Source organism: Shewanella marisflavi (assembly GCF_002215585.1).
Classification (GTDB): domain Bacteria; phylum Pseudomonadota; class Gammaproteobacteria; order Enterobacterales; family Shewanellaceae; genus Shewanella; species Shewanella marisflavi.
On record NZ_CP022272.1, the window covers coordinates 2288787 to 2303208 of the forward strand.

At 49.2% G+C, this 14422-nt stretch carries 14 protein-coding genes; 11 read left to right on the plus strand and 3 right to left on the minus strand.

Annotation, left to right across the window (positions count from 1 at the left end):
* Positions 1–27: 27 nt before the first annotated feature.
* Entirely contained in the window at positions 28–1053 is a 1026-nt protein-coding gene (locus CFF01_RS09995; RefSeq protein WP_088904698.1) for a transporter, read from the minus strand.
* A gap of 426 nt (positions 1054–1479) precedes the next feature.
* Between CFF01_RS09995 and fusA the strand changes: the two genes are divergently transcribed.
* Both fusA and CFF01_RS10005 read left to right on the plus strand, forming a co-directional pair.
* Positions 1480–3564 carry an elongation factor G gene (gene fusA / locus CFF01_RS10000; protein WP_088904699.1) on the plus strand — a complete coding sequence of 695 codons (2085 nt, stop codon included), beginning with the start codon at positions 1480–1482 and terminating at the stop codon, positions 3562–3564.
* Positions 3565–3663: 99 nt separating this feature from the next.
* Entirely contained in the window at positions 3664–4281 is a 618-nt protein-coding gene (locus CFF01_RS10005; RefSeq protein ID WP_088904700.1) for a 3'-5' exonuclease, read from the plus strand.
* On the opposite strand, the gene CFF01_RS10010 is transcribed toward CFF01_RS10005, so the two are convergent.
* Together CFF01_RS10010 and CFF01_RS10015 are read right to left on the minus strand one after the other, a co-directional pair.
* Positions 4278–5306, minus strand: a complete 1029-nt coding sequence (locus CFF01_RS10010; protein WP_033538390.1) for a LacI family DNA-binding transcriptional regulator — start codon at positions 5304–5306, stop codon at positions 4278–4280. The two genes, CFF01_RS10005 and CFF01_RS10010, sit on opposite strands and share 4 nt — an antisense overlap.
* Before the next feature lie 64 nt (positions 5307–5370).
* Positions 5371–6063, minus strand: coding sequence for a DUF3334 family protein (locus CFF01_RS10015; RefSeq protein ID WP_033538389.1), 693 nt, complete (start codon positions 6061–6063; stop codon positions 5371–5373).
* A 360-nt stretch (positions 6064–6423) separates the two neighbouring features.
* On the opposite strand from CFF01_RS10015, the gene CFF01_RS10020 reads away from it, so the two are divergent.
* From CFF01_RS10020 to CFF01_RS10060, 9 genes are all read left to right on the plus strand, one after another.
* A complete protein-coding gene (locus tag CFF01_RS10020) occupies positions 6424–8061 on the plus strand; it encodes a methyl-accepting chemotaxis protein (protein WP_088904701.1) in 1638 nt (545 codons plus the stop codon).
* 182 nt (positions 8062–8243) lie between these two features.
* Positions 8244–8636 (plus strand): ACT domain-containing protein, encoded by a 393-nt coding sequence (locus CFF01_RS10025; protein WP_033538387.1) that lies wholly within the window; start codon positions 8244–8246, stop codon positions 8634–8636.
* Between the two features lie 26 nt (positions 8637–8662).
* The gene (locus CFF01_RS10030; protein WP_088904702.1) at positions 8663–8920 is read left to right on the plus strand and encodes an HPr family phosphocarrier protein; all 258 of its coding nucleotides are present in this window, start codon (positions 8663–8665) and stop codon (positions 8918–8920) included.
* 11 nt (positions 8921–8931) lie between these two features.
* Positions 8932–10641, plus strand: a complete 1710-nt coding sequence (gene ptsP, locus CFF01_RS10035) for a phosphoenolpyruvate--protein phosphotransferase (protein WP_088904703.1) — start codon at positions 8932–8934, stop codon at positions 10639–10641.
* Positions 10642–10705: 64 nt separating this feature from the next.
* Positions 10706–11215 (plus strand): PTS glucose transporter subunit IIA, encoded by a 510-nt coding sequence (gene crr / locus CFF01_RS10040; protein ID WP_033538384.1) that lies wholly within the window; start codon positions 10706–10708, stop codon positions 11213–11215.
* 140 nt (positions 11216–11355) lie between these two features.
* Complete coding sequence (locus tag CFF01_RS10045) at positions 11356–11748, plus strand: ArsC family reductase (RefSeq protein ID WP_088904704.1); 393 nt, start codon at positions 11356–11358, stop codon at positions 11746–11748.
* Positions 11748–12878, plus strand: a complete 1131-nt coding sequence (dapE, locus tag CFF01_RS10050) for a succinyl-diaminopimelate desuccinylase (RefSeq protein WP_088904705.1) — start codon at positions 11748–11750, stop codon at positions 12876–12878. The genes CFF01_RS10045 and dapE overlap by 1 nt, the downstream gene beginning before the upstream one ends.
* Positions 12872–13579 carry a M15 family metallopeptidase gene (locus CFF01_RS10055; RefSeq protein ID WP_088904706.1) on the plus strand — a complete coding sequence of 236 codons (708 nt, stop codon included), beginning with the start codon at positions 12872–12874 and terminating at the stop codon, positions 13577–13579. Before dapE ends, CFF01_RS10055 begins: the two co-directional genes overlap by 7 nt.
* Positions 13576–14409 carry an alpha/beta fold hydrolase gene (locus tag CFF01_RS10060; protein ID WP_088904707.1) on the plus strand — a complete coding sequence of 278 codons (834 nt, stop codon included), beginning with the start codon at positions 13576–13578 and terminating at the stop codon, positions 14407–14409. The genes CFF01_RS10055 and CFF01_RS10060 overlap by 4 nt, the downstream gene beginning before the upstream one ends.
* The last annotated feature ends 13 nt before the right edge of the window (positions 14410–14422 follow it).

Genomic DNA, 14422 nt, shown 5'->3' on the forward strand with positions numbered 1-14422 from the left:
ATTGATAGACGATGACATTCAGTCAGATTAAAAGCGATACAACCAAAAGGCGCCTAAGGAGTCAAAGTCGTTACCAAATCGAGTGAGCACACCAGTGCTGGCATTGAGCTTTATACTGCTTCGCGCTGTAAGGGCCAGGGAGTAAGTTAAGCCAAAGCGGGAATTATTTTGACCATCCCCGGAGGATAAGCCGTTTTTGCTGGTTTCCCCGCCAAAAAAATAGTTAGCGTTTAACGCCAGCCAGTGCCCGGGCGAAAAAGTATAGATAAGATGCGCTTGCAGGTTGGTCTGCGGTTCCTGCGCTAACCTTGTATCGCCCAAATAGGATGCGTTATCGCCATAGAGGCGAACCGAAGCGCTTAGATTGTAATACCAGCGACCTAGCTTATGGGAAAGGCCCAGCCCTGGGCGAAATATCCAGCGGTTGGCGCCGGCATTAAGGAGATACTCAGACTGGTAACTGCCCAAGGGTGCCGTGATCTCTAGGCTTGTGCCCAACACGATTCCCTGCTGCCAAGAGGCAAAGGCTTTAGCGTCCATGGCCGGTGCACCATAAAAGTTCCAGGTCAGTTTAACACTGGGATCGTTATAGCCACAGCGATCGGCCTCGACGCGCTCACCATTAAGCATGGCGCTGCCCTGAAAACAGCTGCGTGCAAGAGCAAGATCCAACTTGGCACTTCGTTCAGCCAACGAAAAGGTTCTGGCATAGGCTAAGACGAGCGTATCGATCGTCAAACTGGCATCTGAGATTGCTGCACCGGGAGATGGCGATACCTCCCCTTCAGAATGAAGATAACCAAGGGCAGCAAAATTTAATCCAATCGGAAGATTCGTATAGCTGCGCGGCTCAAGATCTTGTGCCTGTACGGCGCTAATCACCCACAACAATGAGATGCCAAAGGCTGCACAGCGAATAATAAGATGTCTGGTATTTAGCGCACAGACTCTTAAAGCCTGCGCCTGAAAAACGAAAGCAGATAAAACGTGAGCCTTGATCTTATGGAACGCAAAGCTGTGAGCCGTTAAACGCCTAAGCAACGAATTTACCATGCATTTCTCCAAACTTTTGCCTTCTCCTTGATTAACTTAGCACGACAAATACACCTTTGCTTAACCCATAAATGGGTTGAGTTCGTTTTAGCCCTCCCACACAAACACAGGCTATCTAATCCTATACCGCAGTAAGCTGGGGAAGAATGTCTTTCTTAAAATAAACCAAGCGCGGATTATTTCTGCCCAGCACAGCAACATATAAAAAGATATAACGAATTTTCGGGTTATAACATCATGTTCTTTTTATGACCGAAAACCAGTCCCGCTATGGGTTTGCTTCAGGGGGAAGACATCAAAGAGTGGGTAATTTCTCGAGATAAAGATGATATTTCAGCAAAATTGATAAAAATGAATAAAAAAATTTGAAAAGTATTGATATACTTCCCCCCGAATTTTAGAACGTAACTCCAATAGAGTAGAAAAATGACTGATTTATCAAAGTACAGAAACATTGGTATCTTCGCTCACGTTGATGCGGGTAAGACCACCACAACAGAGCGTATCCTAAAGCTAACCGGTAAGATTCATAAGATCGGTGAAGTTCATGATGGTGAATCTACAACCGACTTCATGGAACAGGAAGCTGAGCGTGGTATTACCATTCAGTCTGCTGCTGTAAGTTGCTTCTGGAACGATCACCGTTTCAACGTCATCGACACCCCTGGCCACGTTGACTTCACAGTTGAAGTTTATCGTTCTCTAAAAGTACTAGACGGTGGTATCGGTGTATTCTGTGGTTCTGGTGGTGTTGAGCCACAATCAGAAACCAACTGGCGTTATGCAAACGAATCTGAAGTTGCGCGTATCATCTTCGTAAACAAGTTGGACCGTATGGGTGCCGACTTCTTGCGCGTTGTTAAGCAAACTAAAGACGTTCTTGCGGCTAACCCACTCGTTATGGTACTGCCAATCGGTATCGAAGATGAGTTCAAGGGCGTTGTCGATCTACTAACCCGTAAAGCATGGGTTTGGGACGAATCAGGACAAGCTGAAAACTACAGCATCGAAGATGTTCCAGCTGACATGGTTGACCTTGTTGAAGAATACCGTGAGCAACTGATCGAGTCTGCCGTTGAGATGGACGACGACCTGATGGAAGCTTACATGGAAGGCGAAGAGCCATCTCTAGAAGACATCAAGCGTTGTATCCGTGCTGGTACTCGTACCATGCACTTCTTCCCAACATACTGTGGTTCTGCGTTTAAGAACAAAGGTATGCAGCTTCTACTAGACGCAGTTGTTGATTACCTACCTTCTCCACAAGAAGTTGATCCACAGCCTCTGACCGACGAAGAAGGTAACGAGACTGGCGAACACGCTATCGTTTCAGCTGACGAGCCACTAAAAGCGCTTGCGTTCAAGATCATGGATGACCGTTTCGGTGCCCTGACCTTCGTACGTATCTACTCTGGTCGCATCAACAAAGGCGATACCATTCTTAACAGTGCAACTGGTAAGACTGAACGTATCGGCCGTATGTGTGAAATGCAAGCAGATGAGCGTAACGAACTTGAATCAGCTCAAGCTGGTGACATCATCGCTATCGTAGGTATGAAGAACGTGCAAACTGGTCACACTCTGTGTGATGTTAAGCACCCTTGTACTCTTGAAGCCATGGTATTCCCAGAGCCAGTTATCTCTATCGCTGTTGCGCCAAAAGATAAAGGCGGCTCAGAGAAAATGGGTATCGCTATCGGTAAGATGATCGCAGAAGATCCATCATTCCGCGTTGAAACTGACGAAGATTCAGGCGAAACCATCCTTAAGGGTATGGGTGAACTTCACCTAGACATTAAGGTAGACATCCTGAAGCGTACTTATGGCGTTGACCTAATCGTTGGTGAGCCTCAAGTAGCATACCGTGAAACTATCACTCAAGAAATTTCTGATAGCTACACGCACAAGAAGCAGTCAGGTGGTTCTGGTCAGTTCGGTAAGATCGACTACACCATCCGTCCTGGTGAGCAAAACTCTGGCTTCACGTTCAAGTCATCTGTTGTTGGTGGTAACGTACCTAAAGAATTCTGGCCTGCTGTTGAAAAAGGTTTCGAGAGCATGATGCAGACTGGTACCGTTGCTGGCTTCCCAGTACTAGACGTTGAACTAGAACTGACTGACGGTGCTTTCCACGCAGTTGACTCGTCAGCTATCGCGTTCGAAATCGCTGCTAAAGGCGCATTCCGTCAATCTATGCCAAAAGCTGGCGCGCAACTACTTGAGCCTATCATGAAAGTTGACGTATTCAGCCCAGAAGACAACGTAGGTGACGTAATTGGTGACCTTAACCGTCGTCGCGGCATGATCAAAGATCAGCAAGCTGGTGTGACTGGTGTTCGTATCAAGGCTGACGTACCGCTTTCAGAAATGTTCGGTTACATCGGTTCTCTACGTACAATGACCTCTGGTCGTGGTCAGTTCTCTATGGAGTTCTCACACTACTCACCATGTCCAAACAGTGTTTCTGAGAAAGTTATCGCTGAAGTTAAAGAAAGAGAAGCTAAGAAGTAATATTACTGCTTAACTAAACCTTCTTTACCAAAAACCCTAACAATGTAAGTTGTTAGGGTTTTTTCTTATTTCGTGCTCGACACCATCAGAGGATCAGTTATGTCAGCCGCGTCATCTATAGTGGTACTGGATTTCGAAACCACAGGTCTCTCCCCCCAACAGGGCGATCGCGCCATCGAGATAGGTGCGGTAAAACTCAAGCAAGGAGTCGTGGTCGATAGGTTTCAAGAGTTGATGAATCCCGGGTTTCGCATCAGCAGTTTTATCGAACAATATACCGGGATCAGCAATCAGATGTTGGAGCAGGCACCAAGCGTGGCCAGTGTCATGAGCGACTTTGCCGACTTTATTGATGGCAGTCACCTGGTGGCTCACAATGCCAGTTTCGATCAGAAATTTTTGGCGGCAGAACTTGCCCGCATTAACCTAGAGCAATCCCAACCATTTGCCTGTTCACTCCTGCTGGCAAGACGCCTGTTTCAAAACTCACCCAACCATCAGCTTGGCACCTTAGTCAGTTATCTCGCGATCGAAAACGATGGGGTGTTTCACCGCGCCCTCAATGATGCCGAGGTGACAGCCTCGTTGTGGCTGGCGCTCAACGATGAGGTCATAAACAGATGGAGTTGCCCTGCTCCCAGTTTTGAGCTGATGCTAGCCCTTCAGCGCCAACCTAAACAACAATTAGATCAATTTATGCGTAGGTGGCAGGGCTAACGGGATTCGCCGCAAGACTCCCGTTCAATTAAGCTGGTGGGGATCAACTGGTTACTCACCTCTTGGCCCTTGATCATCTTCAGCAGACTCTCCACCAAGATCTCACCAGCCAACTTAGTATTTTGCTTGATGGTGGTCAGCGGCGGATTGGCAAAGCTTGCCACGGGAATATCGTCATAGCCTACGACGGCCACATCCTCTGGCACCCTAAGTCCTTTTTCCTTAAGCGCACGTATGGCACCTATAGCAATGAGATCGCTGGCGGCAAAAATGGCATCAAAGGGACGCTTTTGCGCTAACAGCTGATTGGTCGCCTCGAAACCAGAACTTTCTGTGCTGATGGCATCAAACTGTAGGCTTTTTTGCAAGGTGACACCCGCCGCCTTAAGCGCCTGTTGATGACCAAGATATCTGGCCTGAAACTCAGGGCTATGGCTGGACGCATCGCCAATAAAGGCGATGTGACGTCGGCCCTTTGCCAGCAGATGTTCTGTGGCGAGCATGCCCCCCTGACGATTATCACAGCCAATGGAGAGAACTGAGGACTTGTTTTGCGCTGGCCCCCAGATCACAAAATGGGTATTTTGCGCCGCGAGTTTGTCCAGTTTCTCCTCATAGTCCATGTAATCACCGTAACCCAACAAGATAATGCCATCGGCTTTATTGCTGTCCTCATAGTCAGCATGCCAGTCGCTGCTAAGCTGCTGAAAGGAAACTAATAAGTCATAGCCTTGCTGAGCGGTGGCCCGGGTAATGGAGCCTAGCATGGAGAGGAAAAAGGGATTGATTAACGAATCATCGTTGGTGGGGTCTTCACACAACAACAAGGCCAGTGTCAGGCTGCTTTGAGTACGCAAATTACTGGCATTCTTATCGACCTTATAATTGAGTTCTTTGGCAATGGCCTGAACCCTAAGGCGGGTCTCTTCATTGACCAGAGGGCTGTTTCTTAGCGCGCGTGACACGGTTGATTGCGACACACCCGCACGGTATGCGATATCGATAGAGGTGGCTTTGGTTGTCATAATTATTGGCGACCTTGTAAAAAATCAGCAGGACGAGCCAAGACTCGTCCCCTTAGACCCTGAATTATATCCCAAGCTCCTTCATCAAATCATCTGAATCGTCCACCACCACGGCGCTATTCACTGCAGCCGACCAAGAGCTGTCATTTGCCTTACTGCCTTGACCATGCTGGGCCAGCAAAGCATCGGGATCATCCTCCTCATGCTCAAACTCCGCCAGTTTGATGAACTCAGTCTTATCCATGGCAAACTCGAGATAGAAGATATGATTTCTAGCGGTTTTAAAGGCGACGCGGCGAGCCACGGCTTCATCCAGATTAGTATCAATAGAGATGGTCAACTCTTTGTTGATGGTCAGCATCTTAGGCTGACTCTGATTAATCGAGGTTTGCAGCTCCTTGTTCATCTTCACGATGAAATACCCCAGGATCTGGTTCATCAGTTCGCCCATGACGTCACCCACCTCATCAGAGGTATGTGAAAACGCCAGCTCAGACTCAGGCATCCCCATCTGTTTCATATAAGCCTGATAGATCTCGACCGCCGCAGGGGCTGAGAAATTGATCACCACCAGACCAGAGAAGCCACCATCGAAGATGGAAAAGCAGCCTAAATCGGGCTTCAAACAGGTCTTGGTGATACTCTGCACCATGGCCGCATGGCTCACTTCACTGGCAGTCGTACTAGATAGCACATGGCACACTGAGTTACAGAGTTTAAGTAAAATATCGTCGGATGTGATCACTTGTGAAGTCATAAGCTCATAATAAGTAAAAAAGAGTCATACTCCATTCTGCGCTCTCTTATGATAAAAATCAAAATCAAAACAGAGGATTAGTTGATTCTCACTCAGAGGTCACAAAAACCGCAAGTTTATTGACTCATTAGCCCCCTTAGATGGCCTTAGAAACTGGCGCTGTTGGCGTCAGTAAATTGATTACAAAAACGTCAAAAAAACATCATAAAAGTGCTAAAAAATTACCTTCTGTTTACATATTTACGTGAGCCACGTCCAACTAATTAACATTAGGTATTCAATGGATTGACTATTGATTCTAATCATCTTGGTTAGCCTGTATATTTGCAACATTCAACTGGACCGTAAGTAGGACGTCACATGCTAGAGCTCCTCAGAAGGTTTACCATACTTCAACGTTTGATCTTTATGTTAGTGCTTGCCGCGATAGGCACTTTTGTATTTGCCAGTTTTTCGATCAACGAACAACGCAATAACCTGATCGAGCAGAAATGGGTACAAAACGATGCGCAGCTATCAACACTCTTAAGTATCATCGCAAGCCATCACAAGCAGGTAGAGCAGCAGCAACTGTCTGCCGATGCGGCCAAAACCGAGGCAGCCAATCTGGTCAACCAGATCCAATATGGCACGACTGGTTACTTCCTACTATTTGATAAAGACCATACCCTGCTCGCCAATGGCGCCAGCCCAGATAGGCTCGGGATGAAGGCTTCATCCCTTGCCGATAGCATGGGAGGCAGAGCCTTTGACAGACTCTTGAATACTGCTCAGGCAAAAGGCGTCGCAAAAGAAAGCATAGAAATCCTCAATCCCATCACAGGCAAACAAGAACAAGCCTTGGTAGAAGCGCGTACCTTCCCCGCTTGGCAATGGACACTGGTCACAACCTCCCAAATGAGTGATGTCAACGACACCACCTACAGTGTGATGTTTGATTACCTAGGTATCATGGTCCTGATTTCGGCGCCTATCTTTGCCTTCTTCTTGGTGCTAAATCACTCCATCAGTTCACCACTGAATCAGGCTATCGATGCCATGAAAGATATCGCAGAAGGTGAAGGCGACCTCACTAAAAGACTGCCGACGAAAGGCAAAGATGAGGTCGTTTCTCTCGCCATCGCTTTCAATAGTTTCGTAGGAAAGATCAATAAGATGGTGGCTGATTTACAGCCTGTTGGACAATCACTGAATCAAGATGCAGACCGTCTGTTTGATGCCGTAGGCGAATCCAACGCCAGCGTTGACCATCTGCACCAGGAAACCAGCAGCGTAGCAACCGCCATCAATCAGATGCTGTCTACGACCCATGAAATGGCCACCAACACACAACAAGCTGCCGATGCCGCCACCAGTGTCAAACAGCAGGCACAAGAAAGTAAAAAGCAGATGGATGGCACGGTACAGAACACTCAGCGTCTGGTACAGGAGCTGAAAAATGCCGAAAGCATCACTCAACATCTGGGCGTCTCTTCTGAGCAGATAGGCAGTATCTTAGATGTGATCCGCGGTATTGCCGATCAAACTAACCTGTTAGCACTAAATGCCGCCATCGAAGCCGCCCGCGCCGGTACCCATGGTCGCGGCTTTGCCGTGGTGGCAGACGAAGTGCGCGCCCTAGCCAATCGCACCCAAGACTCCACCAATGAGATCCAGAAGATCATTACCGATATACAAAACGGTGTCGCTAACGTCATGCATAGCAACAGCGATACTCAAACTCAATCGGTTGAACTACAGCATCAAGCCCAGGCCGTTGGCGAGTCACTATCGACCATCTTGGAACTTATTGCCCACATTAGCGATATGAATACTCAACTGGCCAGTGCTACCGAAGAGCAATCTCTGGTAACAGAAGAGATCAATCGCAACATCTGCAGCATTACCGAACTGTCAGAAGTGTCAGTCGCCGCCAATGAAAGCAATCGTCTTGCGGCCGAATCTCTGCGCCAAATCAGTCAAACCAGCGCCAAAATATTAGGCCAGTTTAAGGTGTAACCTTAACCGGTAACGATTGAATTAAGGGGAGCCAAACGGCTCCCCTTTTTAATCCTCAAACATCAACAACTCATCAAGGTCAGTGCGGGTAAAAATCCACGCGCAAAGCTCGACAGAGGGGATTAAATCTGTGATAAGCTTAACGACATTAGAATTTTCAGCATCGATGGGATCACATTACCATGGCTCGAATGACGTTAGCGGTTCATCCTCAGCTATACAGTATTCACAGCTTTAGCCCGGACAGCGAGTTAGCGCCAGAGGTATTCAGTCAGCCCATGTTTTTCATCGGTAAAACCAAAGATGAACTCTCTGTGGTGGTCCCTGCCGAGTTGCCTCTGGACAGCCTGGAAGAAGAGAGCGATTGGCGCTGTCTTGAGGTCGTCGGTCCGCTAGGGTTCTCCATGACGGGGATCCTCGCCAGTGTCTCTGGCACCCTGGCCGAAGCTAAGATCAGTATTTTCGCCATCTCAACGTTCGATACCGACTATATACTGGTGAAAAAGGATAAGCTGCAACAAGCCATTACTGCGCTCAAAAAAACCAACTATCAAATCATTCATTATCAGGCGTAAAACCCGTCTTATCTAAGAGCACGTTTATGTACCAAAAGACTGTCACCATCATGGCCGAACATGGCATTCATACCCGTCCAGCAGCCCTGCTGGTTAAGGCAGCAAAAGCCTATGATTGTGATATTATCGTTGAATGTCAGGGCAAGCAGGCTAGCGCTAAGAGTCTGTTTAAACTGCAAACTTTAGGTCTATATCAGGGTGTTGAGGTCACGGTCAGTGCCAACGGCGAGCACGCACAGTCGGCGGTGGATACCGTCGCAGAGCTCCTCATCACCTTAAGCTAACAGGAGTTATGATGACCATTCGAGGCATAGCGGTATCAGCAGGCATCGCATTTGGACAGGCAAAGGTCCTACGTACCCAAGAAAGTAAACTCGATTATCATCTTCTCCCTCCTGATCAACTTAGCCGCGAACAACAACGTCTCAACCGAGCGCTCAAAGCCCTGATAAAGCAGAGCCAGTCCAGCGCCGATAAGTTAGATCCCGACTCAGAAAACTACCAGCTAATCCAAGCGGATTTGATGTTACTGGAAGATGAAGAGTTATTGGCTGAACTCAGCGATACCATTGGCCAGCGACAATTTTCAGCGGCCCTGGCAGTCGAGCATACTTTCGCCAAACAGGCGCAGGCAATGCAAGAGATCGACTCTCCTTATATGGCCAGACGCGCAGAAGATGTGTTGAGCCTTGGCCAGCGATTGATCCGAATTTTGCTTACGGGTCACTGTGATAATCTCAGTCGACTACCTGAAAACGCCATCGTACTGGCAAAAGATATCACCCCGGCAGAATTTGCCACCTTGCCCCTGGAACGCGTCAGTGCCTTAGTATTACAAACTGGCGGGGTGACCAGTCATACGGCTATCTTAGCGCGCAGCGCCGGGATCCCGACCCTGATGAGCTGTCCCTGGCAAACCTTGGAGGTGACCGATGGTCAGGCGCTGGCGGTTGATGCCATCAATGGTGAACTCTATCTCGCCCCCAAGCCGGAACAAATTGAATATCTAGCGGCGCAAAAGCAACAGGCCGATGAGCGCAAGTCGGCGCTGCAGGCACTCAAAGGCAATGTGACCCAAACTGCCGATGGCCGCCCTATCCCACTGCTTGCCAATGTGGGTTGTATCAGCGAGGTCAATCATTTAGCTGATGTTGGCGCCGAAGGGGTCGGCCTGTTTCGCACCGAGTTTATGTTCATGAATAATCATGAACTCCCTGACGAGAACAGGCAGTATCAACTCTACTGTGACGCCTTACAACTGCTCGATGGAAAGCCGCTGACCATCAGAAGTATGGATATTGGCGCCGATAAAGAGGTGCCCGCCCTCGCCATGACCGTAGAGGAAAACCCCGCACTTGGGCTAAGAGGTGTACGCTATACCCTGGCCCATCCAGAGCTTTTTGCCGCCCAGTTACGCGCCATTTTAAGGGCAGCCAACCATGGCCCCATCCGCTTGATGTTCCCTATGGTCAATCAAGTAGAGGAACTAGAGGCGATTCTCACCTTGCTTGAACAATGTAAGCAGGCGCTCGTTGAGGCAGAGAAAGGTTATGGCGAATTGGAGATCGGCATAGTGGTAGAAACACCCGCTGCCGTTTTTAACCTGGAGTCCATGCTGCCTATGCTCGACTTTGTCAGCATAGGCACCAATGATCTTACGCAATATACCATGGCAGCCGATCGCAGCAATCCGTTGCTGATTGACCAATACCCTGTGCTGTCACCGGCCATTATACGCCTTATCGCTCAGACAATAGAGTGCGCCAAGGCGGCCAACGTCCGCGTATCCATGTGTGGCGAGCTCGCCAGCAACCCTAAAGCCGCGGCGCTTTTAGTGGGTCTTGGGCTAGATGAATTCAGTGTCAACCTAGCGTCTTTGCTTGAGGTAAAAGAAGAACTCAGTCGTTGGTCCCACCAAGATTGTGTGACCTTGGCGCAAAAAGCCCTACAAATTTCGCGGATAGACGCCTTAAATCAATTATTAACACACTGTCACTCTTCATAATTTTTGAGTATGCTAAGCATAAAATAAAAATGACTCACCAGCGTGGAAGCACAGAGGCAAATCTATGGGATTTTTAAGCCGCATAAGACGTTTAATTTCTGGTCAACCGCCTGTCACAGGTGGCATTGATGTGTTCGCCCCTGTCTCAGGCGAAATCGTGGCCATTGAAAAGGTACCGGATGTGGTTTTTGCCGAAAAAATTGTCGGCGACGGTATTGCCATTGCACCTAAGGGCAAGCAGATAGTGGCCCCAATCGATGGCACCATAGGCAAGATATTTGAGACCAACCACGCCTTCAGTATCGAGTCGCCCCAAGGGCTAGAACTTTTCGTGCATTTTGGTGTTGGTACGGTCGAACTCAGAGGTAATGGCTTTACTCGCCTTGCCGAGGAAGGCCAGCAGGTAAAAGTCGGTGAACCCATCTTAGAGTTTGATCTCGAGTACCTAAAGGCCCATGTGGAAAGCCTGCTAACCCCAGTCGTGCTGGCAAACATGGAAGATATTCAGGGACTAGATAAGCGTCACGGCAGCATCGAAGCCGGTAAAGATGTGATCTTTTCGGTTCAGCTATAAACCTTTCATCAGTTACCGGCGCTTAGCCTTGCTATCGCCGGATCACTTATACCCTTGAGTGATTTTTTTTCAAATAACCACTCATCCCATAACCGCCACTTGAGACAGGCACGACTCGGTGCCACAATGACGGCAAAGTGATGGTGGCCTTTGGCGTACAGCGAAACGGCCCAAACAAGGAGAATCAGATTGTGACCCTATACGGCATTAAAAATTGCGACACAGTAAAAAAGGCACTCAAATGGCTTGAAGCCAATCAACAGAGCGTGACCTTCCACGATTTTCGTGTCGATGGATTAACTCAGCAGCAGATTGAGTCATGGACTGAGCAAGTCGGCTGGGAAAACCTGTTTAATAAGCGCAGCACCAGTTTTCGCAATTTAAGTGACGCAGAAAAGGTCGATATCGACCAAACCAAAGCAATCGATCTCATGCTCACCTATCCTACTCTCATCAAACGTCCTGTGCTGGAACATCAAGGCAAGGTGAGTGTCGGTTTTAAACCGGCACAATATGAGGAGATCTTCCGCTAATGAGTCAGGATGTCCTTACACTGGCACAAGACCTTATTGCCAGAGCCTCAGTAACGCCCCTCGATGAAGGGTGTCAGCCTTTAATGGCTGATCGTCTTAAGGCAAAAGGGTTCAACATAGAATCTATGGTGTTTGAAGACACCACCAACATGTGGGCACGACGTGGCGATCAAGGCCCAGTGTTCTGCTTTGCCGGTCACACAGATGTAGTGCCTGTTGGCGACCTTAATCGCTGGCATACGCCACCATTCGATCCCGTTGTGATCGACGGTTACCTTCATGGGCGTGGCGCCGCCGATATGAAAGGCTCTCTTGCAGCCATGGTGGTGGCCACAGAGCGATTTGTCGATAAACATCCTGATCACAAGGGCTCTATCGCCTTTCTGATCACCAGCGATGAGGAAGGTCCTTTCATCAATGGTACGACCCGAGTGATAGACACCTTAGAAGCGCGCAATGAAAAGATCACCTGGTCGCTGGTCGGTGAGCCCTCCTCCACCCATAAGCTGGGGGATATCGTTAAAAATGGTCGCCGCGGCAGCCTGACAGGCAACCTGACGGTCAAAGGCATACAGGGACATGTTGCCTATCCACACCTGGCCGACAACCCTATCCATAAGGCGGCGCCAGCCCTTGATGAACTGGCAAAAATGAAGTGGGACAACGGTAATGAGTTTTTCCCACCCACCAGTTTTCAGATAGCCAATATCAATGGTGGTACCGGAGCCTCTAACGTGATCCCGGGCAACCTAGAGGTGATGTTTAACTTCCGTTATTCCACAGAGGTTACCGCCGAGATCTTAATTCAACGTGTGCTGAATATCCTCGATGCCCACGGACTGGACTATGAGATCAGCTGGATTTTCAACGGCCTGCCTTTTCTCACCGATGCAGGCCCGCTGCTCGATGCCACTCGCGATGCGATTAAGGAGATCACCGGCACTGACACAGACCCTCAAACCTCAGGCGGCACCTCAGATGGACGCTTTATTGCCCCCACAGGCGCCCAGGTTATTGAGTTAGGCCCAGTCAATGCCACCATCCACAAGGTCAATGAGTGCGTTAAGGTTGATGATATCGAACAACTTGCCCTCGTTTATGAACGCATCTTGGAAAAACTGCTTTGTTAAGTGACAAGCTTTATGGCGAAGGTGAATTGCCCCTGAACGATTATCAGGGGCATAGACTCGCCCCGGAGTGCGCCGAACAGTTTGCTAAGATGCAGGCCGCGGCCGCCAAAGACAATATCGCCATCGCCATCTGCTCTAGCTACCGCGACTTTGAGCGTCAACTTGGGATCTGGAACGCTAAAGCCAGTGGCCAGCGCCCGGTACTCAATCACCAGTCCCAGCCCATTGCCATCGACGCCCTGAGCGAGGCTCAACTTGTTGACGCCATTCTCTGCTGGTCGGCGCTGCCTGGCATGTCACGCCATCACTGGGGAACAGATCTGGATCTATTCGACGCCAATACCATTACCCGTGAGAAGCTACAGCTCATCGCCAGCGAATATGACCCCCAAGGCCCTTGCCACAAACTGAATCTCTGGCTTAAGCAGTACGCAGCAGACTTTGGTTTCTATTTGCCCTATCAAGCAGGCCTGAGTGGCGTTAGCCCAGAGCCTTGGCACCTGAGCTATTTTCCACTTGCGGATCAATACCTCAAAGCCTTCGACAAAAAAAAGCTTGAGGCACAACTGCAAAAGGCACCTATTCTTCTTAAAACAGCTATTCTCGCTCGCCTTGACGAGCTGGTAGCCCAATACGTGTATTATGTAGCCCCCTCTCCTCATGGGCTCAATGCAAGCACACTGACGAGTGATCATCAATGAATTTAGAAACTTACCGACACAGTTTTACCCTAAAAGGCCAGCAGATGAGTTATCTGGATATCGGCCAAGGGCCGGTACTCCTGCTTGGCCACAGCTATTTGTGGGACAGCGCCATGTGGGCGCCGCAAATCGCCCATCTCAGTCAGCACTACCGCTGTATCGTGCCTGAACTTTGGGGCCATGGAGCGTCGGATCCCCTGCCGAGCGACTGCCGTTCTCTTAAACATCTTGCCGAGCATCATCTGGCGCTAATGGACAATCTGAGCATTGATGAGTTTTCAATCTTGGGGTTGTCGGTTGGCGGTATGTGGGGCGCAGAGCTGACCCTGATGGCGCCGCGTCGCGTAAAGACACTGGTGATGATGGGCTGTTTCCTCGGTTTTGAGCCTGAGGTTAGCCGAGCGAAATACTATGGCATTTTAGATACCATGGTGGCCGCAAAACACCTACCCACGCCGCTCATCGAACAGGTAGCACCGCTATTTTTCGCCGACGATGTTGAGGCCAAACAACCCGCACTTATCGACGGCTTTAAGGCCTCACTGGCAAGCCTGCCACCGGAGCGACTCGACAGCATAGCGCGCCTGGGTCGCATTATCTTTGGTCGCCGGGATATCATGGAAGAAGCCGAGCAACTCACCCTGCCCGTACTGATTATGACAGGGACTCAGGATAAACCCAGACCTGTGCTGGAATCCTATTTGATGCACGATGCCATCGACGGCAGTGAGTTTTTGCATATTCCTGATGCCGGCCATATTTCGACCTTAGAGCAGAGCGACTGGATTAATCAGCAATTAAGTAGTTTTTTTGCAAAACATTTGCGCTAACTCACAACACTGA

Coding starts and splice junctions, on each gene's coding strand:
- CFF01_RS09995 (WP_088904698.1), bottom strand. CDS start 1,053: ATGGTAAATTCGTTGCTTAGGCGTTTAACGGCTCACAGCTTTGCGTTC.
- fusA (WP_088904699.1), top strand. CDS start 1,480: ATGACTGATTTATCAAAGTACAGAAACATTGGTATCTTCGCTCACGTT.
- CFF01_RS10005 (WP_088904700.1), top strand. CDS start 3,664: ATGTCAGCCGCGTCATCTATAGTGGTACTGGATTTCGAAACCACAGGT.
- CFF01_RS10010 (WP_033538390.1), bottom strand. CDS start 5,306: ATGACAACCAAAGCCACCTCTATCGATATCGCATACCGTGCGGGTGTG.
- CFF01_RS10015 (WP_033538389.1), bottom strand. CDS start 6,063: ATGACTTCACAAGTGATCACATCCGACGATATTTTACTTAAACTCTGT.
- CFF01_RS10020 (WP_088904701.1), top strand. CDS start 6,424: ATGCTAGAGCTCCTCAGAAGGTTTACCATACTTCAACGTTTGATCTTT.
- CFF01_RS10025 (WP_033538387.1), top strand. CDS start 8,244: ATGGCTCGAATGACGTTAGCGGTTCATCCTCAGCTATACAGTATTCAC.
- CFF01_RS10030 (WP_088904702.1), top strand. CDS start 8,663: ATGTACCAAAAGACTGTCACCATCATGGCCGAACATGGCATTCATACC.
- ptsP (WP_088904703.1), top strand. CDS start 8,932: ATGACCATTCGAGGCATAGCGGTATCAGCAGGCATCGCATTTGGACAG.
- crr (WP_033538384.1), top strand. CDS start 10,706: ATGGGATTTTTAAGCCGCATAAGACGTTTAATTTCTGGTCAACCGCCT.
- CFF01_RS10045 (WP_088904704.1), top strand. CDS start 11,356: ATGGTGGCCTTTGGCGTACAGCGAAACGGCCCAAACAAGGAGAATCAG.
- dapE (WP_088904705.1), top strand. CDS start 11,748: ATGAGTCAGGATGTCCTTACACTGGCACAAGACCTTATTGCCAGAGCC.
- CFF01_RS10060 (WP_088904707.1), top strand. CDS start 13,576: ATGAATTTAGAAACTTACCGACACAGTTTTACCCTAAAAGGCCAGCAG.